The organism is Streptomyces sp. PT12 (genome assembly GCF_003311645.1).
Taxonomy (GTDB): domain Bacteria; phylum Actinomycetota; class Actinomycetes; order Streptomycetales; family Streptomycetaceae; genus Streptomyces.
Genome location: NZ_QEST01000235.1, coordinates 60,105 through 78,817, shown reverse-complemented (window position 1 = coordinate 78,817; position 18,713 = coordinate 60,105). Strand labels below are relative to the sequence as shown.

Annotated in this window: 14 protein-coding genes and 1 pseudogene; 8 read left to right on the top strand and 7 right to left on the bottom strand. The window is 73.6% G+C overall.

What is annotated here, in order from left to right:
• Nucleotides 1-303: 303 nt before the first annotated feature.
• Nucleotides 304-1,197: a phosphatase PAP2 family protein gene (locus tag DEH69_RS33095; protein ID WP_113689169.1), complete on the top strand. Its 894-nt coding sequence runs from the start codon at nucleotides 304-306 to the stop codon at nucleotides 1,195-1,197.
• Between the two features lie 55 nt (nucleotides 1,198-1,252).
• Here the strand turns inward: DEH69_RS33095 and DEH69_RS24615 are convergent.
• The 3 genes and pseudogenes from DEH69_RS24615 to DEH69_RS24605 form a co-directional block, all read right to left on the bottom strand.
• Nucleotides 1,253-3,697 (bottom strand): annotated as a pseudogene (locus tag DEH69_RS24615) (lanthionine synthetase LanC family protein); the annotation flags it as partial.
• 55 nt (nucleotides 3,698-3,752) lie between these two features.
• The gene (locus DEH69_RS24610; RefSeq protein ID WP_113689167.1) at nucleotides 3,753-3,932 is read right to left on the bottom strand and encodes a hypothetical protein; all 180 of its coding nucleotides are present in this window, start codon (nucleotides 3,930-3,932) and stop codon (nucleotides 3,753-3,755) included.
• 122 nt (nucleotides 3,933-4,054) lie between these two features.
• A complete protein-coding gene (locus DEH69_RS24605; protein ID WP_113689166.1) occupies nucleotides 4,055-5,248 on the bottom strand; it encodes an RtcB family protein in 1,194 nt (397 codons plus the stop codon).
• Nucleotides 5,249-5,503: 255 nt separating this feature from the next.
• Here DEH69_RS24605 and DEH69_RS24600 point away from each other — a divergent pair, with 255 nt between their 5' ends.
• The 3 genes from DEH69_RS24600 to DEH69_RS24590 all read left to right on the top strand — a co-directional run bounded on the left by DEH69_RS24600 (nucleotide 5,504) and on the right by DEH69_RS24590 (nucleotide 9,952).
• Nucleotides 5,504-6,766 (top strand): transglycosylase family protein, encoded by a 1,263-nt coding sequence (locus DEH69_RS24600; RefSeq protein WP_113689165.1) that lies wholly within the window; start codon nucleotides 5,504-5,506, stop codon nucleotides 6,764-6,766.
• Between the two features lie 211 nt (nucleotides 6,767-6,977).
• Nucleotides 6,978-7,790: an SAM-dependent methyltransferase gene (locus tag DEH69_RS24595; RefSeq protein ID WP_113689164.1), complete on the top strand. Its 813-nt coding sequence runs from the start codon at nucleotides 6,978-6,980 to the stop codon at nucleotides 7,788-7,790.
• Nucleotides 7,787-9,952, top strand: a complete 2,166-nt coding sequence (locus DEH69_RS24590) for a bifunctional diguanylate cyclase/phosphodiesterase (protein WP_113689163.1) — start codon at nucleotides 7,787-7,789, stop codon at nucleotides 9,950-9,952. Before DEH69_RS24595 ends, DEH69_RS24590 begins: the two co-directional genes overlap by 4 nt.
• On the opposite strand, the gene DEH69_RS24585 is transcribed toward DEH69_RS24590, so the two are convergent.
• Nucleotides 9,907-11,169, bottom strand: a complete 1,263-nt coding sequence (locus tag DEH69_RS24585; protein WP_181727603.1) for an anhydro-N-acetylmuramic acid kinase — start codon at nucleotides 11,167-11,169, stop codon at nucleotides 9,907-9,909. The genes DEH69_RS24590 and DEH69_RS24585 overlap by 46 nt on opposite strands.
• Before the next feature lie 346 nt (nucleotides 11,170-11,515).
• On the opposite strand from DEH69_RS24585, the gene DEH69_RS24580 reads away from it, so the two are divergent.
• Nucleotides 11,516-12,475 carry a PHB depolymerase family esterase gene (locus DEH69_RS24580; RefSeq protein WP_113689162.1) on the top strand — a complete coding sequence of 320 codons (960 nt, stop codon included), beginning with the start codon at nucleotides 11,516-11,518 and terminating at the stop codon, nucleotides 12,473-12,475.
• A 62-nt stretch (nucleotides 12,476-12,537) separates the two neighbouring features.
• Here the strand turns inward: DEH69_RS24580 and DEH69_RS24575 are convergent, their stop codons facing one another.
• On the bottom strand, nucleotides 12,538-13,725 hold the full coding sequence (locus DEH69_RS24575) for an ATP-binding protein (RefSeq protein ID WP_113689161.1): 1,188 nt from the start codon (nucleotides 13,723-13,725) through the stop codon (nucleotides 12,538-12,540).
• Nucleotides 13,726-13,833: 108 nt separating this feature from the next.
• Nucleotides 13,834-14,511 carry an alpha-ketoglutarate-dependent dioxygenase AlkB gene (locus DEH69_RS24570; RefSeq protein WP_113689160.1) on the bottom strand — a complete coding sequence of 226 codons (678 nt, stop codon included), beginning with the start codon at nucleotides 14,509-14,511 and terminating at the stop codon, nucleotides 13,834-13,836.
• Here DEH69_RS24570 and DEH69_RS24565 point away from each other — a divergent pair.
• Nucleotides 14,510-14,719 (top strand): hypothetical protein, encoded by a 210-nt coding sequence (locus DEH69_RS24565; protein ID WP_113689159.1) that lies wholly within the window; start codon nucleotides 14,510-14,512, stop codon nucleotides 14,717-14,719. The genes DEH69_RS24570 and DEH69_RS24565 overlap by 2 nt on opposite strands.
• A gap of 6 nt (nucleotides 14,720-14,725) precedes the next feature.
• Here the strand turns inward: DEH69_RS24565 and DEH69_RS24560 are convergent, their stop codons facing one another.
• Nucleotides 14,726-16,570 carry a sigma-54-dependent Fis family transcriptional regulator gene (locus DEH69_RS24560; protein WP_258534932.1) on the bottom strand — a complete coding sequence of 615 codons (1,845 nt, stop codon included), beginning with the start codon at nucleotides 16,568-16,570 and terminating at the stop codon, nucleotides 14,726-14,728.
• Between the two features lie 258 nt (nucleotides 16,571-16,828).
• On the opposite strand from DEH69_RS24560, the gene DEH69_RS24555 reads away from it, so the two are divergent.
• Nucleotides 16,829-17,623: an acetoin reductase gene (locus tag DEH69_RS24555; protein WP_113689157.1), complete on the top strand. Its 795-nt coding sequence runs from the start codon at nucleotides 16,829-16,831 to the stop codon at nucleotides 17,621-17,623.
• Nucleotides 17,624-17,710: 87 nt separating this feature from the next.
• Entirely contained in the window at nucleotides 17,711-18,712 is a 1,002-nt protein-coding gene (locus tag DEH69_RS24550) for an amidohydrolase family protein (RefSeq protein WP_113689156.1), read from the top strand.
• Nucleotide 18,713: the final 1 nt, after the last annotated feature.

The window sequence follows — 18,713 nt, the reverse complement described above, 5'->3', positions numbered from 1 at the left end:
CCTCACCGAGGACAAAGCCTCGTCCGGCCCGCCGTGACCTGCCCGAAGGTTCGGACCGGATCAACGGCTGCCAGGCGACCGGCCCGACGGCGCGCACGGCGGCGCACGCGCGGCCCGTGCGACCCTCGCACGGCCCCTGCGCGACGGCGCACAACCGGGGCCCCGGGAAGTCGTGTGGCGTACCCGAACGGGGGCAGGAGCAACGTAAACTCGCGGCGGGGAACAGAAGATCGAAGCGTGACCCCGACGTGTCCACGAGACGAGTCCGCGCACCGCCAACGCTGCCATTCGGGAATATCGACTATGCCAAGCGCACCAGTGCTGAAGCGTCCTCACCTCACATGGAAGCGGAAGCGGCCAGCGGCCTCCCCGAGACCCGCGCTGATCCGCGAGCTTCCGCTGGTCATCGCGCTGTACATGGCCTACAAGTTCGGCAGACGCGCGGCCAACGGCCAGTTCGACGACGCCTATGAGAACGCCACGCGCGTATGGGATCTCGAACGCGCCCTGCGGCTGCCGAGCGAGGCGTGGGTGCAGGATCTGGCCATGAACAGCGAGGCATTGATCCGCGCGATCAATGTCTACTACGCGACCGTGCACTTTCCGGCCATCGTCATCTTTCTCGTGTGGATGTACTGGCGCCGCCCCGGCCATTACCTGTGGGTCCGCTGGGTGCTCACCTGGCTCACCGGCGCCGCCCTCGTGCTGCACCTGCTGGTGCCGCTCGCGCCCCCGCGCCTGTTCGCGGGCTCGGGGATGGTGGACACCGGCACGCTCTACGGGCCCGCGGTCTACGACGAGCCCGAACCCGACTCGATGGCCAACCAGTTCGCGGCGATGCCGTCGCTGCACGTCGGCTGGGCGGTCTTCATCGCCGTCGCGCTCATCGTGTCGTGCCGCTCGCGGCTGCGCTGGCTGTGGCTGATCCACCCGGCCATCACCCTGGTCGCCGTGGTCGCCACCGCCCACCACTACTGGATGGACGGCCTGGTGGCCTGCGCCATCCTCGCGGCCGTTCTCGCGGTGCTCAGGCCCCCGTTGAAGGCGCCGCCGAGGATCCGGGAGGCCGCCGAGCGGCGGGAGGAGCCGGTCGGGGAGCGGTCAGAGGTGCCAGGTCCCACCGGTGGCCCGGCCCCCGCAGCGGCCCCCGGGCCGCCGACGCCGAGAGCGGCGCCCCTGGCGCGCCGGAAGACATGAGCCCGCGCAGAAATGTCAGCACCCCCGCGTAGCCCATCCCGAACGACAGCGGCGCGTCCTGGCTCCCCGGCGCGATCAGCTCGGGCGCGTGGTCGGGCCCGAAGCTGCGCGCCACCAGGTGGCGCGCGGCGCGCTCGGCCGCCGCCCGGTACCGCTCGGCCCCGCTCAGGTGGGCGAGGTCGAGCAGCGCGCCGCCGACCCCGGCGACGCCGCAGCACTGCGACAGGTTCTCCATGCGGGGCACCCACGCCGCGCAGACGTCCCCGGCCAGCTCGGCGGCCCGGCCCAACTCCGGCTCGTCGAGCACCGCGTGGGCGTGCGCGAGGGCGCTCGCCGCCCCGGCCATGCCCTGGCACCACGAGGCCGCGACGGGCACCGCCGAAGGCCCGGCCGCCAGCGCCGCCAGATCCGCCGTCCGCCGCGCCAGCCGCCACGAGCGCACCGCGGCGGCCCACCCCACCTCGGGGTCGCCGGTGCGCGCGGCGAGCCCGGTCAGGAAGTCGACGATCCCGGCCAGGCCGTGGGCGTGGCCGAACGTCGGGTCAAGGCCCGCCCCCGGCGCGAAGCCCGTCTCCCGCTCCACGCCGAGCAGCGGCTCATCCCTGGCCATCAGCGCGTCCGCGGCCTCGCGCGCGGCCGCGAGGTGCGCGGGGTCGCCCGTGACGTCGGCCAGCAGCAGCGCGCCGAGGCCGCGGCCCGCCGCGCCGCCGAAGATGTCGTCGTGCGGCGCGCCTGGAGCCCCTGGCGCCGCATCGGGCGCCTCGAACCCCGCGGCCGCGGCGCGCGCCAGGAACAGGGCGATGCCGGTCGTTCCCGCGAACAGGCCCTCGGCGAGCGGCACTCGGCGTGTGGCGGCCGAGGCGTGCCAGGCCAGGGCGCGCAGCGCCTCGGGCACGCCGGGGCGGTCGGTGTGGTGCAGGAGCTCCAGGCCGATCCCCGCGCTCCCGCTGTAGACGCTGCCGTCCACCGCGCCGATGTCCTGCGCCCCGCCGCCGTCGCCATGCGCCTCGACGCCGGCGAGCAGCAGCTCGAGCACGCGCTCGGCGAGCGCCGCGGCGGGCTCGCGGGGTAGCGGGGGCACGGCGGGCAGCGGGCGCGGGCCAGGGCCGTTCCGCCCGGTGGGCCAGCGCCCAGCGGCCAGCGTCGCGAGCGCGGCGGTGGCGCGTTCCTCGTCCGCGTCGAGCAACGCGCCCACCGCGCCCACCACATGGCCGGGCGCGGCGCCGTGCGGCGGGGCCAGCGTCTGGAGCGCGCGCTGCCGCGCCAGCTCGCGCGTGACGGGCGCGGCGACGGGCGTGAGCCCCGTGACCGCGAAGGCCAGGGTCATGCCGAGCGCGAAGCAGTCGTCCCCCGGGGTCGGCGGCTCTCCGCGCAGCTGCGCGGGCGGGGAGAACCCCGGGGTGCCGCCGGGCAGATGAACGCCGTCGAGCGCGGCGAGCCCGAAGTCGACGAGGAACGCCCTGCGCCCGCCGAGCACCACGTTGCGCGGGGTGATGTCCCGCATCAGAACGCCTCGCCGGTGCAACGCCGCGACGGTGGCGGCCAGTTCGAAGGCGAGCCGGGTGAACGCCTCGGGCGGCGGCGTGCCCCGGGTGCGGACGTGGTCGAGCAGGTTGACGGCGCCCACGTCGGGCGTCACCAGGAACTCGTCGGGTCCGTGCGCGAAGTGGTCGAGGAACTCGGGAACCCCGTCGAGGCCGCCGCACGCCGTGAGCGCCCGGCGCTCGTTGCGCAGCCGGGTGCGCGCGTCGCCCATGCGCCCCTCCCCCACATGCGCGCGCGCCTGTTTGACGATGACGCGGCGGCCCGAGCGGGTGTCCCTGGCCCTGAACACATTGCCGTGCGCGGCGCGGTAGATGCCCTTGAGCAGCCGGAACCTGCCGCCCAGCGTCTCCCCCGCCCCCTCGGGGCCGGCGGGGTCATTGGGGTCACCCCTGGCATCGGGTCTGTCCGGCTCCGCGTCGCCCCCGAACGGGTCGGTCACCCACGGCGGCTGGCGGTACTCCAGGGTGGCCACCGCGTCGAACGACCGCCCGTCGGGCCCCGGGATCCTGATGCCGAGGTCGCCCCTCGGCCCCGCGGACCAGCGCGTGGTGAAGGGGCCGTAGCGGTAGTACACCGGCGCGTCGTCGGCGACCCGCCGGTCGCTGAGCACGCGCGGCCCCTCGTGGCCGCGCAGCAGCCGGGCCAGCGCGAGCCCGAGATCCCGCACCCGGCGCCGCTCCGGATACACGGTGACGGCCTTGCCGACGGCGGCGGGCGACTCACGGCCGCCGTTGATCCGGGTCAGCGCGGTGTCGGAGCGCGCCAGCTTGAAGTGGCAGCGCTCGGCGAGCAGCACGGGGAGCAGCGCCTCGGCCAGCGCGGGAAACGTCGAGGGCCGCGCCGAGACATGCAGCTTCCAGCCGTGTTCGCCCAGCGGAACGCCGTCGGGCGCGACGGTGAGCCAGGATCCGTGGACGCGCAGCGAGTGGCCGGCGTCGCCCTGGCCCCTGGCCATGGCCCGCCGAACCAGCTCATCCGCGCTCCAGGTGAGCCCGGGGTGCACGCCGGGCTCAGAGGGCGTAGCTGTTGCCGGTGGCCTGGCAGTTGCCCCCGGTGCCGGTGATGCAGACGCAGCTCACCGGGCACCGGTCGGCCGCGTGCGCGGCGCTGGCCACCAGGTCGAAGTCGACCCGCGGCTCGACGACACGGTCGCCCGCCCGGCGCGGAACGAGGTCTGACAAGGCTTCCATGGGACCCTCCCGACGTCTCCCCTATATGCCGATATGGCCGTGCGGGCTTCGACGGTAGCACCGGGACGCCGCGCTGCCCATGGCGCCTCATCAGGCCATGGGCGGCGCGGCGTTCACCCCTTTCACCCCTTGACGCACACCACCTGGGTGAGCTTGGCGACGACCGCGACCAGGTCGCGCTGGCGCTCGATGACCTGCTCGATCGGCTTGTACGCGCCGGGGATCTCGTCCACGACGCCCGCGTCCTTGCGGCACTCCACGCCCCGGGTCTGCTCGGCCAGATCCCGCACGGTGAAGCGCTTCTTGGCGGCGCTCCTGCTCATCCTGCGGCCCGCGCCATGGGACGCGGAGCGGAACGAGGCGACGTTGCCGAGGCCCTTGACGATGTACGAGCCGGTGCCCATCGAGCCGGGAATGATCCCGAACTCGCCGCTGCCCGCACGGATCGCGCCCTTGCGGGTCACCAGGAGGTCCACCCCGTCGTAGCGCTCCTGGGCCACATAGTTGTGGTGGCACGAGATCACGTCGCCGAAGGCGGGCTTGGCCTTCGTGAACTCCTTGCGCACCACGTCCTTCAGCAGCGCCATCATCAGTGCTCGGTTGCGCCGGGCGTAGTCCTGCGCCCAGAACAGGTCATGCCGGTAGGCCGCCATCTGCGGGGTGTCGGCGACGAAGACCGCCAGGTCCCTGTCCACCAGGCCGCGGTTGTGCGGAAGCCGCTGGGCCTCGCCGATGTGGTGCTCGGCCAGCTCCTTGCCGATGTTGCGCGATCCCGAGTGCAGCATGAGCCACACCGCGCCCTCGGTGTCGGTGCACAGCTCGATGAAGTGGTTCCCGCCGCCGAGCGAGCCGAGCTGCCGACCGGCGCGCTCCCTGCGGTACTTGACGGCGTCGGCCACCCGGTCGAAGCCCGCCCAGAACGCGTCCCAGTCCGCCGTCGGCACCCCGTGCAGCCGCCGCGGGTCAACGGTCTCGCCGTGCATCGCGTGGCCGACCGGGATGGCCTCCTCGATGCGCGAGCGCAGCCGCGAGAGGTCGCCGGGCAGGTCGTCGGCGGTGAGCGACGTGCGCACCGCGGTCATGCCGCAGCCGATGTCGACGCCGACGGCCGCGGGGCAGACCGCGCCCTCCATGGCGATCACGGAGCCGACGGTGGCGCCCTTCCCGTAGTGCACGTCGGGCATCACGGCGAGGCCGCGGATCCACGGCAGGGTCGCGACGTTCTCCAGCTGCCGCATCGCGCCGCTCTCGACCGTCGCCGGGTCCGCCCACATGCGGATCGGCACGCGCGCGCCGGGCAGCTCGGTGTACCCCATGGTGAATCCCCCCGTGAAACAGAAAATGGAATCGCGGGCTCCGCCGCGTTCACTCCATTGTGCGATGTGGCCCCGGGTGCGGGGCAACCGCTTTAGTGGCGCGGGGTTGGAGGAGTACCGAGCCGTTCTTGCCGTGGGGATTCCGCGCCCATATCGTTGATCCGCCGTACAACTCCCTTGATCAGGTCATAATCTGACAGAGCAGAGGGCTCACGGCGCGTCAGCCAGGCAGTCGGCTCGGGGAGGGACCCGCCCATGACCACACGTGGACGCCACCGCAAGTACCGGCCGAGCGCCGTTTCCCGCGCCTCGCTCACGGTGACCGCGAGCGGCGCGGGCCTCGCCATTCCGTTGATAGGCGTGAGCTCGTCGAGCGCCGCGTCGGTCGACACCTGGGAAGAGGTCGCCGAGTGCGAGAGCAGCGATCGCTGGGACATCGACACCGGTAATGGCTTCTTCGGCGGATTGCAGTTCCTCCAGAGCACGTGGGAGGCGTTCGGCGGCACGGAGTACGCGCCGCGCGCGGACCTGGCGACCAAGGAGCAGCAGATCGCCGTCGCCGAGCGCGTGCTGGCCGAGCAGGGCCCGGGTGCGTGGCCGACCTGCTCGGCCGAGGCGGGGCTGACGCGGGACGGGGTGACCCCTGACCTCGGCGACGTCGGCCCGGCGCGCGAGGCCGAGCCCGAGCCGGAGCCCGAGGCGCGCCAGGAGGCGCCGCCCCGCGCGCAGGCGGCGTCCGCGCCCAGTGCCGAGCCGCGCGAGCGCTCGGGCGACCTGTACGAGGTGATCAGCGGCGACACGCTCTCCGGCATCGCCAGGTCGCACGAGGTGAGCGGTGGCTGGCAGTCGCTCTACGAGCTCAACCGCGAGACGGTGGGCGGCAATCCGCATCTGATCTTCCCCGGGCAGCGGCTGGCCGTCGGCGGCGAGCGCCCGCCCGCGCGGGAAGAGGAGGCGCCCGCAGACGAGGCGGAGCGCGAGGAGCCCGAGGAGGCCAGGGAGCGGCAGGAGGCGCCCGAGCCGGAGCCCGAGCGGCCCGCCGAGGAGCCGCAGGGCCAACAGGAGGAGCGGGAGGAGCGTGCGGAGCGGGAGGAGCCCCCGGCCGAGCAGGCCGCGGCATACACTGCGCCCGTCAGCGCGGGCACCGGCACGGCGTACCACGCGTCGGGCGGCTCATGGTCCCTCGGATACCACACCGGCGTGGACTTCCCGGTCGCGACCGGCACATCGGTGAAGTCGATCACGGGTGGCGAGGTCGTCTCGGCGGGCTGGGCCGGATCGTTCGGATACGAGGTGATCGTCCGGCATCCGGACGGGAAGTTCAGCCAGTACGCGCATCTTTCGGCCATCTCGGTGTCCGAGGGGCAGTCGGTGCGCGGCGGGCAGCAGGTGGGCCGCTCGGGGTCCACGGGGAACTCCTCGGGTCCGCACCTGCACTTCGAGGTCAGGACGGGTGCGGGGTTCGGCACGGACATCGACCCGCTCGACTACCTCAGGGACCGGGGGGTGTCGCTCTGAACGGCGCCGGGCGGCCCAACGACCGTGAAATCGGCCAGGTGTTTGGCCGGATGACGCCGTCGGGGCCGTCCCCCAATCCGGGACAGAAGGACAGGTAACGCCTTGGCGGACGGATGTTGATCCTCCGTTTCCTTCCCTGATCTGGCGCCGGGTCAGTAGTCTCGACGGCCTGGACCACATCGCGCATATGCTGGGGACATTGGAGACGTCGATGGAACGACCCGCCTGGGCGCCGCACGGCATCGATCTGTCCGTGCCGAGTGTCTCGCGGATGTACGACTACTACCTCGGTGGCTCGCACAATTTCGAGGCGGATCGCGTGGCGGCGCGCAAGGTCATCGAGGCGTTTCCCGGGCTTCCCAAGATCGTTCAGGCGAATCGCGCCTTCATGCGGCGCGCGGTGCGCCACGCGGTGGCCGAAGGCGTCACCCAGTTCCTGGACATCGGCTCGGGAATTCCCACATTCGGCAACGTCCACGAGGTCGCGAGGGAGGCCAGCCCCGAGGCGCGCGTGGTCTATGTGGACAACGACGCGGTGGCCGTGGCCCACAGCAGGGCCGTGGTCGCGGGGCAGGACCATGTGGGCGTGGTGGCGGGGGACTTCCGCGAGCCGTCCGCCATCCTGGCCAGCAGGCCGGTCGAGAGCCTGCTCGACCTGAACCGCCCCGTGGCCCTGCTGCTCGTCGCGCTGCTGCACTTCATGGACCAGGACGACAAGCCGTACGAGCGGGTGGCGGAGTTCCGCGACGCGCTCGCGCCCGGCAGCATGCTCATCCTCTCCCACGCCTCCGTCGAGCGCGGCCCCGCCACCACCGCGCAGGGCGACGACGTCAGCGACATTTACCGCAGGGGCGGCTCCACGTTCGTGATGCGCACGAGCGCGGAGATCGAGCGCTTCTTCGACGGCTTCGAGCTGGCCGAGCCCGGCGTGGTCGCGCTGCCCGACTGGCGCCCCGACGGGCCCGTCGACCTCGAAGACCCCACCGTGTACAGCGGTTTCGCGGGAGTAGGGCGCACAGCGTGAGAGCCAAGTCTTCGGGTGCCGCGGACCGGCCCGACGCGCACGGTGGCGGGGAGCCACCCGACGGGGTGCGCCGGTTCGCGACGATCTGGTGCCGCGCGGTCTACCCCGCCACGGCGACATCCATGACCAGGGACGAGTTCAAGGGGCTGCTGCTCGCGCAGGCCCGGGTGCTCGCCGACGCGCTGCGCGCCCCGCGGTTCGACCCCGCGCCTGGCCGGGCGGTCGGGGAGGCGCTGGTCGCGGCGCACTGCACGGCGCCCGACGCGCTGCCCGCCGTGCTCGGCGTGGTCGACTCGTATTTGCTGCTGTACTGCCTCGACCCGGCCGAGCTGCCCGCTGAGGAGGCCCGCGCCCGCTGCTCGCGGCTCCAGCACGCCGTCTCGGCGGGGTTCGCGCGGGCCCTCCAGGAGCGCACGCGCACCGAGCAGGAGGCGGTCTCGCTGGCCGCGTTGACCGCGCAGCAGGAGATGGCGGACGCCCTGCACGTGAGCGAGACGCGCTTCCGCGCGGTCTTCAAGGACGCGGCGCTCGGCATCAGCATCGCGGACATGGACGGCAGGATCCTCGACGTCAACGACGCGCTCGCGCGCATGCTCGGCCGCTCCGAGCCGCACATCCGCAGCCGCAACATCCTGGAGTGGACGCACCCCGATGACACCCCCGAGGTGTGGCGGCTCCAGCGTGAGCTGATGCGCGGTGAGCGCGAGCACTACCACATGGAGAAGCCGTACAGCCGCAAGGACGGCACGGTCCTGTGGACGAATCTGACGGTCTCGCTGCTGCGCGACACCGAGGGCGAGCCGCGCTACATGCTGGCGATGATCGAGGACGTGTCGGAGCGCCGCCTGCTCAATCTGCGGCTGCGCTACCAGGCCACGCACGACGCGCTGACGGACCTGCCCAACCGCTCGCTGTTCTTCGAACGCCTCGAGCAGGCCCTCTCGTCCGGCTCGGCGCCCACCAGGATCGGGCTGTGCTACCTGGACCTCGACGGCTTCAAGGCGGTCAACGACAGCCTCGGGCACGCGGTCGGCGACCAGCTGCTGATCGGGGTCGCCGAGCGGCTCGGCACGATCGCCTCGGGCCCCGGGCAGATGCTGGCGCGCATCGGGGGCGACGAGTTCGTGGCGCTGGTGCTCGACCCGCCGACGCCCCACGCGGTGACGGACCTGGCGGAGCGGGCCCTCGAGGCGCTGGCGACGCCGATCGAGGTGGGTGGCAGGGAGCTGCTGGTACGAGCGAGCATCGGCATCGTCGAGGGCCCGACGGAGCACCTGACGTCGGCCGAGGTGCTGCGCAGCGCGGACATCACGATGTACCGGGCGAAGGCGGAGGGCGGGAACCGCTACGCGGTCGCCGACCCCGACTCGGACGCGCGGGCCATCTCCCGGCACCATCTGACGCACCATCTGCCCGCGGCGTTGAAGGGGGCCGAGTTCTTCATCGAGTACCAGCCGCTGGTCAAGATGGAGGACGGCAGCCTGGAGGGCGCGGAGGCGCTGGTGCGCTGGAGCCATCCACGGCACGGGGTGCTCGGACCCGACCGTTTCATCCCGCTGGCCGAACACACGGGCCTGATCGTGCCGTTGGGCCGCTGGGTGCTCCAGGAGGCCGTGCGGCAGGCGTGCCAGTGGCAGGTGCGCGGGATAGGGGGTCCCAGGCCCCTGAAGGTGAACGTCAACCTCTCGCCGCGTCAGCTGCACCACCCCGAGCTGGTCGAGGACACGGTCGCGGTGCTCGAGGAGGCGGGCCTGCCGCCTAGCTCGCTGTGCCTCGAGGTCACCGAGACGGCGATGATCAGCGCCGACGAGAACGAGCTTCGGCCGCTGCGCGAGCTGGCCGACCTGGGCGTGGGCATCGCGCTCGACGACTTCGGCACCGGCTACTCCAACCTCGCGAACCTGCGCAGGCTGCCCGCGAGCACCCTCAAGCTGGACCGTTCCTTCACCCAGGGGCTCCAGCGCGACCCGGCCGATCCGATCGACCTCAAGATCGTGGAGGGCATCGTCTCGCTGGCCCACACGCTCCAGCTCTCGGTGACGGTCGAGGGCGTGGAGACCTCGGCCCAGGCCGAGCAGCTGCGCGACCTGGGGTGCGACTCGGCGCAGGGCTGGTTCTACGCGCGGCCTGGGCCGCCCGAGCGGCTGCCCGAGGCGGTCTGAGGCGCGGGCTCGACCGGCTCGATCACCAGGCGGCGAGGGGCGGCGCCCGCGGGCGGCTCGGGGAGCCGCAGCGGGCCCGCGCCCGGGGTGAGCGAGCCGAGGACCGCGGGGCCCGATGCGCCGGTGGCCGAAGGGACGTTGCCAGGGAGGCCGTTGACGGTGAGGAAGCCGAGCAGCGCGAACAGGTGGGCCTCCTTGGCCTGGGCGGGCAGCCCGTACTCCTCGGCGCCCGTGACGCGCGTGGGCGCGGCGAGGGCGCGGATCCTGGCCATGAGCGCGGGGTTGCGCACGCCCCCGCCCGAGACGACCAGCTCGCCCAGCCCGTGTGCGCGGCAGGCGCGCGCCACCAGCTCGGCGGTCAGCTCGGTGAGGGTGGCGACCAGGTCGTCGGCGGTCGGCGCATGGCCCCTGGCCTCGACGCGTGCGCGCAGATAGGCGGCGTGGAAGCGCTCCTTGCCCGTGGACTTGGGCGGCGGCAGCCGGTAGTAGGGCTCGGCGAGCAGATCGGCGAGCAGGGCGCGGTCGACGCGGCCGCGCGCCGCGCGCGCCCCTCCGGCGTCCATGCGCTCCGCGCCCCCGGTGGCCTCGGTGACGGCGGCGTCGATGAGCGCGTTGGCCGGGCCGAGGTCGTAGGCCAGCACCTCGCCACCGTCGCCGCGGGCGGTGATGTTGGCGATGCCGCCGAGGTTGAGCGCGCCACGCGCGGGGCCCCCTGGGTCGGCGGGGTCGGCGGCGGGGTCCGCGTTCAGCAGGAGCAGGGCGTCGAGCAGGGCGGCGAGGGGCGCGCCCTGGCCGCCGCGGGCGATGTCGCGAGTGCGCAGGTCGGAGACCACGGGCAGCCCGGTGGCCTCGGCGATCCAGGCGGCGGCGCCGAGTTGGAGCGTTCCCCTGGCGCGGGCGCCGCTCACCCAGTGGTAGACGGTCTGGCCGTGGGAGACCACGAGGTCGGCGCGGCCTGCGGCGAGTGCGGCGTTGGCGCGCGCGGCGACCGCGCCGAAGAACCGGCCGAGCTCGGTGTCCAGGCGGCACACCGCCTCAAGCGTGGTGGTGGCGGGCGGCAGGCACGCGGCCAGCGCGTCGCGCAGCGGCGCGGGGTAGGGCTCGGTGTGCAGGCCGCGGGGGCGCAGCACGACGGCGTCACCCTCGATGGCCAGCTCGGCGACGGCGGCGTCGACCGCGTCGTACGAGGTGCCGCTGAGCATGCCGATCACCCGCAGGGGGCGCGCTTCTCCGTTCATGGGGCCGTTGTTCACGGGGCCGTTGTTCATGGGGCCATCCGAGCACGCGCCGTGGGGGGCGTGAAAGGGGCGCGCGGCGCGGCGCGGGTGTGACGCGGACCCCCTGGCGGGGGTCGTGGCGCCCGGGTGACAATGGTGGTCCACCCCCCGCTGATCCCTTCAACGGGCCCGGTGCGCCACGGTGTTCCCCCGGGACGCCGCCCCTGCTCCGGCTGCTCCGCCCTCCCCTTCTCCACCGTTCTCCCGCCGAGCCGGGCGCCGCCGCCCCTCGGCCCGTTCCACGCGCCCCGGGGCCCGCCCGCCCACGGGCGGAAAGTGACGCCCCATGCCCCTCAGCCCTCGACGGCGCGCGCGCACGCTGCTCGCCACGGTGTTCTGCGGCATCCTCCCGCTGCTCGCGGGCGTGTTCGTGACCGCTCCCCCGGCGTCGGCCGCCGCGCTGGTGGAGGTGAAGGACTTCGGCGCGAACCCCAGCGGCCTGCGCATGTTCCTGTATGTGCCGGAGCGGCTTCCCGAGCGGCCCGCGGTGCTGGTGGCCGCGCACTACTGCGGCGGCTCGGGGCCCGCGTTCCACCTGGGCAGCGAGTTCGCCTCGCTGGCCGACCGGCATGGCTTCCTCGTCGTCTACCCCTCCGTCACGCGCGAGAGCCGCTGCTTCGACGTGTCATCGCCCGAGGCGCTGCGGCGGGGCGGGGGCAGCGACCCCGCCGGGGTGCGGGCGATGGTGGCGTATGTCGAGCGGGTCCATGGGGCCGATCCCGGGCGGGTGTTCGTCACGGGTCTCTCGTCGGGCGCCATGCTGACGAATGTGCTGCTCGGCGTCTACCCGGAGGTGTTCGGGGCGGGGGCGGCGTTCGCGGGGGTGCCGTTCGGCTGCTTCGCGACGACGGACGGCTCGGGGTGGAACGCCGAGTGCGCCCAGGGCCGGGTCGAGGCGACGCCGCCCGAGTGGGGCGAGCGGGTGCGGGAGGCGTTCCCCGGGTACGAGGGCGAGCGGCCGCGGATGCAGCTGTGGCACGGCACGGAGGACGAGGTGCTGCGCTACCCCAACTTCGTGCAGGAGATCAGGCAGTGGACCGATGTGCTGGGCGTGAGCCGGATACCGGCGCGGACGGACCGGCCGCGTGCCGACTGGGAACGCTACCGGTACGGGGGCTCGGGCGAGCGGGCGCCGGTGGAGGCGATCGCCCTGAGGGGCACGGACCACGGGCTGCTCTCGCCGGGGATGGCGGGCATGGCGATCGCGTTCTTCGGGCTCGACGAGGCGCCGGTGAGCGCCGGTTGAGCGCCCGGCGCCGACGGGGAACGCCCGGCGCCGACGGGGAACGCCCGGCGCCGACGGGGCGTTCAGGGCTGGCTGATCGGGGTGGTGACGGGGCGCGTGGGGGCGTGTGAGTCACCGGGCGCGCCCTCGTCGAGCACCGTGTGCGGGAGCAGCGCGACGGCCTGGACGCCGCCGTAGACGTTGCCGCCGAGGCGGACGTCGACGCCGTGGCGCGCGGCGAGCGTGGAGACGACGAACAGGCCGACGCGCCCGTCGTCGAGGAGTTCGGTGACGTCGAGCCTGTCGGTCCCGGCGAGCACGGCGTTCATGCGCTTCTGCTCGGCGGCCGTCATGCCAAGGCCCCGGTCGTCGACCTCGACGGCGACGCCCGCCGCCACGCGCGCGGCGCGCAGCGCGACCTGGGTCCGCGGGGCGGAGAACTGGGTGGCGTTCTCGATGAGTTCGGCGAGCAGGTGGACGATGTCGGCGGCGCAGTCGCCGCGCACCGCGCCCTCGGTGGCCGCCGCGAGCCGGACGCGCGCTTCGTGTTCGACCTCGGCCGCGGCGCGGCGCAGGACCTCGGCGACGCTCACCTGGCGGCCGCCCCTGCGGCGGGAGACGGCGCCGCCGAGCACGGCGAGGTTCTCGGTGTGGCGGCTCAGCCGGGTCGCGAGGCGGTCGACCTGGGAGAGCCCCGACGCCACGTCGGGGTCGTCGAGCGCGCCCCGCGCCTCGCCTCTCGCTTCGCCCCGCGCCTCGTTTCTCAGCTCGCCTCTCAGCTCGTCGAGGTACTCGATCTGGCGGTGCACCGACGTCTGCATGCGGCGGGCGAGGTGGACGAAGACCTCGACGCGCTCGTCGCAGCCGCTCGCGGCGGCGGCCCGGGAGACGGCGGACTCGGCGGCGTACCTGGCGGCGTCGATCTCGTGGCGCAGCTGGTCGAACGGGTCGTCGCTGGGCGCCGCTGGCGGCGGCCCCTCGGGGGGCCCGACGCGTTCGCCGCGCTCCACCTTGCCGAGCAGCGCCTGGAGTTCGACGCGGCCCCTGGCGGCCCCCCGGCGCAGCAGGGCCAGCCTGGCGGCGTCCCGCCTTGCATCGGCGCCCGCCGCGGCCGCGGCCCCGGCGAGCACGGCCGCGGTCAGCAGACCCGCCACGGCGGGCGGGGCCTCGCCATCCGTGAGGAGGGCGGTCGCGGTGGCAATGGCGGCCACCAGCGCGGCGGGCAGCACGGCGAGGGTCACCGGTCCGATGAGGCGGGGGCGGTGCGACATGGGGGACTTCGGGCTCCTTCGCGCGGGGGTGGGGGTGCGCCACCACGCTAGAGCCGGGGCGTCGGCCGAACGGGCCCGCTCCGGGCAATCGCCACCCTTCGCCAGCTCCTATGGAGTGAATCCGCCGGGGCCGAGACCTGACGCGCGGACGGTGACGTTGACCCGCCCGGTCAGCCCGAGCGCCGGGGGCGCGGTGCCGGGGCGGGTGCGCGGGACGCCGTGGTAGGCGAGGCGGGCGGGGCCGCCGAAGACGAACGCGTCGCCGCTGCGCAGCTCGACATCGCTCCATGGCCGCCCGCGCCCCTCGGCCGTGCCGAAGCGGAAGACGCAGGCGTCGCCGAGGCTGAACGAGACGACGGGCGCGGGGGAGCGCTCGTCGCCGTCGCGGTGCATGCCCATGCGGGCGGTGGCGTCGTAGAAGTTGACCAGCGCGATGTCGAACGGGTCGCCGCCGCCCGGGTGTTCGGGGTGCGGGAGCCCGGCATCGGCCGCGGCCCGCGCGGCCCACTCCCCCAGCCACGCGGGGAACGGCTTGACCGGCTCGCCGCCGCCGTCCACCACGGTCCTGGCGTAGCCGTAGGGGTACCAGTGCCAGCCGAGGGAGAGCTGCCGCACGGACATGACGCCGTTGCGCGTCCGCACGGTCCGCAGCCCGGCGGGCGGCCTGGCCCACTCCCGGCACGCGTCGAGCAGATCCCGCTGCCGCGCGGGCGCGAGCCACCCCGGCAGGTGCACCGCGCCCTCCGCGACCACGCCCCGCTCCCGGGAAAAGAGCTCACCGCTCATGACCCCCATCATCGACCACGCGTCACCGCGTTCGAGAAGCCGGTCGCCGCGCTGTGAGCTGTCCTGCGGCATCGTCCGCTTCGCCCGCGCCGACCGCGACCCGGTCGCCGTCGCCACCGACCTCGAGCACCGCCACCGGGACATCGCCGAGGTCCCGGCGAGGCGTGAACGGGCCCGGCGAGGCGTGAACGGGCCCGGCGAGGCGTGAACGGGCTCAGCGAGGCGTGGGCAGCGTGATCGTGATGCCGTAGGCCCGCATCTTGCGGTAGATCGTCGTCCGGGAGATGCCAAGCCGCTGCGCCGCGAGCAGCTTGTTGCCCCCGGCGTCCAGCAGGGCCTCGACCAGGGTGTCGCGCTCCGCGGTCTCCCACGCGCTCAGGGAGCGGCGACCGACGGTGTGCAGGGACGGGGGCAGGTCGCGGGGCTCGACGCGGTAGGTGCGGCGGCCCGCGGCGGCCTTGCGCAGCACGGACTCCAACTGGCCGACGTTGCCCGGCCAGCTCTGTCGGCGCAGCAGGGGCAGCACGTCGGGAGAGCACTCCACGCCCGCCCCGGCGCGCCGGAGCAGGCACTCGGCCAGCGCGGGCAGGTCGGCGACGCGGTGCCGCAGCGGCGGCACCGTGACCGCCTCGGCGAAGAGGCGCAGCAGGGCGTCGGGGACCTCGGGGGCCGGGCCGAGCGTCCCCACGATCCAAGTGCCCCGCGCCGCCGCGGCGGCCAGCGCGTCGGCGACGGCCTGGGCCCGCGCGGCGGTCACGGCGTCGAGGTGCCGCAGCACCAGGGCCAGCCCCTGGCCCGCGGGCGCGGTGCGCAGGGCGCGCGGCAGGGCGTCGGGGTCGAGGGCAGGCCCGGTGCCCGAGCCCGCGGCCTCGGCGCGGTGCCGCGGGTCGGCGGCGTCGACGACCGCGGGAGCCGTCGCCGCCCCGGTGAGCGCGTGGGCGGCGCGGGCCAGCGCGGCCTTGCCCGTTCCCGCCTCGCCGTAGATCAGCAGCGGCACGCGCTCGCGGGCGCAGCGCGACGCGGTGCGCGAGGCGGCGGTCCACGCCGGATCGGCCCCGGCCAGCCCTGGCAGCGCGCGGGGCCCGGCGTCGGCGGCCGGTCCACCGGAGGAGCGCGTGCCCGCCGCACCGGCGGGCTTCCGTGTCGCCGGAACGTCGTCGAAGGCCAGGTCGAGCAGGTGACCGGCCGTGCCCGCGGGGCTGTCCACCCGACGGCAGCGCACCAGCGCGGACGTGCCACCGGTCAGCTGCACCCTTCTGCGGGTGCGCAGCGCGTGGCCGTGCTCGGCGGCGGCCTCGCGCAGCAGCCGGTGGTCGTCGCCCGTGAGCCGGTCCGCGGCGGCGGCGTTGGCGAGCAGCAGGTCCTGGCCGATGCAGAGCACGGGCCGGTCGCCGTAGTGCGTGGCCTGCCGGAACGCCGCGAGCAGGGCGCGCTCGTACGACGTGCTGATCTCGTACATCACCCGCGCGATGTCGTCGGCGGCCTCCTGCGCCAGGGCGGCCATCAGGGAGCTGGCGGGGCCGTTCCAGCAGGTCAGGTTCATGGTGCCCGCGACCCGCCCGCTGATCGGGTTGCGGATGGGCGAGGCGGCGCAGGACACCTTCTGCAAGCGCTCGTTGAAGTGCTCGGCGCCCAGCACCACGGAGGACCGGCGCTCTTCGAGGGCCACCCCGATGCCGTTGGTGCCGACGAACTGCTCGGCATAGCTGAAGCCCGGCGCCAGATGGACCGTGTCCAGATGGTCCATCAGCCGCGCCTCGCCCACGCGGCGATCACGCACCCACCCCTTCCGGTCGGTCACGATCACACAGACATCGGAACCCGCCAACACCTGCTCAAGCCGGTCGAGAACGGGCGCCGCCGCGCGCATCAGGTGGCTCTCCCTGTCGTAGTCAGGGCGGTAGGGGACGACCACTTCGTCGATGCCGATTCCCAGGAGCTTGGAGCGCTTCCAGGAGTCGCGGACCCGCTCGGGCACGGCGGGCGTCGGGAGCTCCGCGCCCTCGAGGAACTTCAGGCGCGCCCGCGCGATGGTGCGCCGTTGCGCTTCGCTCTCCATGGGCATGGCACCTCCCGCGGGACGGTTTCCGTCATATTACGAACGTTGTGCGTGAGCGCAAGATCTCCGGCAGCGACAAAGAGAATCGGCGGCCCGCCCATGTGGTGGCCCCGGCTGTCCGTGTTCCACATTGAAAAAGTCACCGCGCCACGGCCGCCCCACACTGAGGGACACGGCAGGCCGCCCTCGGGGGGGGGGGGGGGGGGGGGGGGGGGGACGGCCGCTGCGACGGAGCAGAACCGAGCCGAGGAGCGTCCCATGAATTCCGCACGCAACGCAGCCCGCACCGCCATCGTCACCGGAGCGGCCCGCGGCATCGGCCGCGGCATCGCGGAGCGGCTGGCGCAGGACGGCCTCGATGTCGCCGTCGCCGACCTGCCCGCGACGCGCCAGGAGCTCGACGAGGTGGCGGCGGGAATCGAGAAGGCGGGGGGCCGGGCGCTGGCCGTGGACACGGATGTAACGAGCAAGGAGCAAACCGACGCTCTCGTGCGGGAGGTCGCCGAACGCTTCGGCCACGTCGACGTCTTCGTGGCGAACGCGGGCATAGCCAGGGTCACCGCGCTGCTCGACACCGAGCTCGATGAGTTCGAGCAGGTCATGGCCGTGAACCTGCGCGGCGTCTTCCTCTCCTACCAGGCCGCGGCGCGGCAGATGATCGCCCAGGGGACCGGCGGCAAGATCATCGGCGCGGCCTCGATCGTCGCCTACCGGCCCTTCGCGCTGCTCGGCCCGTACTCCGCCTCCAAGTGGGGCGTGCGCGGCCTGACACAGGCCGCCGCCCTTGAGTGGGCGCGCCACGGCATCACGGTCAACGCGTACTGCCCGGGAATCGTCGGCACCGCCATGTGGGAGCTGATCGACGAGAAGCTGGCGCAGGCCGAAGGGCTCGACAAGGGCAAGGCCATCACCAAGTACGCGGAGTCGATCGCCCTCGGCCGGGTCGAGGAGCCCGCCGATGTGGCTTCCTTCGTCTCCTATCTGGCGTCGCCCGACTCCGACTACATGACGGGCCAGTCGGTCATGATCGACGGCGGAATCCAGTTCTCCTGACCCGGGGAATCGCCACAGGAAATCGCCACAGGAAATCGCCATAGGAAATCGCCGCAGGGAATCGCCGCAGGGAATCGAGGATTACGCGTGTATACGAAGGACGGCGAAGACTACTTCATCGTGGACGCGCACATCGCGCTCTGGGATGCCCGCCCCGAGAACCAGCTCAATATCCATGGCAAGCAGTTCATCGACTGCTTCTACGACTACCACCGCAACCTGAGCCCCGCGTCGGAGCTGTGGAGTTACGAGGACTACCTCTACTACGGCGGCGAGCGCCTGATGAGGGACCTCTTCGTCGAGGGACACGTCGATCACGCCATCTTCCAGCCCGCCAGGCTCGGGGCGTTCTACCGCCGCGGCTTCGGGCAGACGGAAGAGGCGTTCGCCCTCGCCTCGCGGCACCCCGACAAGCTCACCTACAACCACCACTGGGACCCCCGCTTCGAGCGGGAAGGGCTCGATCAGCTCCGGCGTGACGCGGAGCGCTTCCGGCTCAAGGGCGTGAAGCTGTACACCGCCGAGTGGCAGGGCGACTCCCGCGGCTACAAGCTGGACGATCCCTGGGCGTACCGCTACCTGGAGACGTGCCAGGAGCTCGGGATCACCAACATCCACGTCCACAAGGGGCCCACGATCCGGCCGCTTGACCGGGACGCGTTCGACGTGTCGGACGTCGACAAGGCGGCCACGGACTTCACCGGCCTGAACTTCGTCGTCGAACACTGCGGCCTGCCCCGGCTCGAGGACTTCTGCTGGATCGCGACGCAGGAGCCGAACGTGCACGCGGGGCTCGCCGTCGCCATGCCGTTCATCCACACCAGGCCGCGCTACTTCGCGCAGATCATCGGGGAGCTGCTGTACTGGCTCGACGAGGACCGGATCCAGTTCTCCAGTGACTACGCGCTGTGGACGCCCAAGTGGCTGATCGAGCGGTTCGTCGACTTCCAGATCCCGGAGGACATGCGGGACGAGTACCCGCCGATCACCGTGGAGCAGAAGAAGAAGATCCTCGGGCTGAACGCGGCGGCCATGTACGGCATCGACGTCCCCGCCGGTCTTGGCATCCCCGAACCGGCGGTGGCCTGAC

Excerpts from the sequence above, each read along its gene's own strand:
- DEH69_RS33095 (WP_113689169.1), top strand. The coding sequence starts at position 304 with ATGCCAAGCGCACCAGTGCTGAAGCGTCCTCACCTCACATGGAAGCGG.
- DEH69_RS24610 (WP_113689167.1), bottom strand. The coding sequence starts at position 3,932 with ATGGAAGCCTTGTCAGACCTCGTTCCGCGCCGGGCGGGCGACCGTGTC.
- DEH69_RS24605 (WP_113689166.1), bottom strand. The coding sequence starts at position 5,248 with ATGGGGTACACCGAGCTGCCCGGCGCGCGCGTGCCGATCCGCATGTGG.
- DEH69_RS24600 (WP_113689165.1), top strand. The coding sequence starts at position 5,504 with ATGACCACACGTGGACGCCACCGCAAGTACCGGCCGAGCGCCGTTTCC.
- DEH69_RS24595 (WP_113689164.1), top strand. The coding sequence starts at position 6,978 with ATGGAACGACCCGCCTGGGCGCCGCACGGCATCGATCTGTCCGTGCCG.
- DEH69_RS24580 (WP_113689162.1), top strand. The coding sequence starts at position 11,516 with ATGCCCCTCAGCCCTCGACGGCGCGCGCGCACGCTGCTCGCCACGGTG.
- DEH69_RS24575 (WP_113689161.1), bottom strand. The coding sequence starts at position 13,725 with ATGTCGCACCGCCCCCGCCTCATCGGACCGGTGACCCTCGCCGTGCTG.
- DEH69_RS24565 (WP_113689159.1), top strand. The coding sequence starts at position 14,510 with ATGACCCCCATCATCGACCACGCGTCACCGCGTTCGAGAAGCCGGTCG.
- DEH69_RS24570 (WP_113689160.1), bottom strand. The coding sequence starts at position 14,511 with ATGAGCGGTGAGCTCTTTTCCCGGGAGCGGGGCGTGGTCGCGGAGGGC.
- DEH69_RS24560 (WP_258534932.1), bottom strand. The coding sequence starts at position 16,570 with ATGGAGAGCGAAGCGCAACGGCGCACCATCGCGCGGGCGCGCCTGAAG.
- DEH69_RS24555 (WP_113689157.1), top strand. The coding sequence starts at position 16,829 with ATGAATTCCGCACGCAACGCAGCCCGCACCGCCATCGTCACCGGAGCG.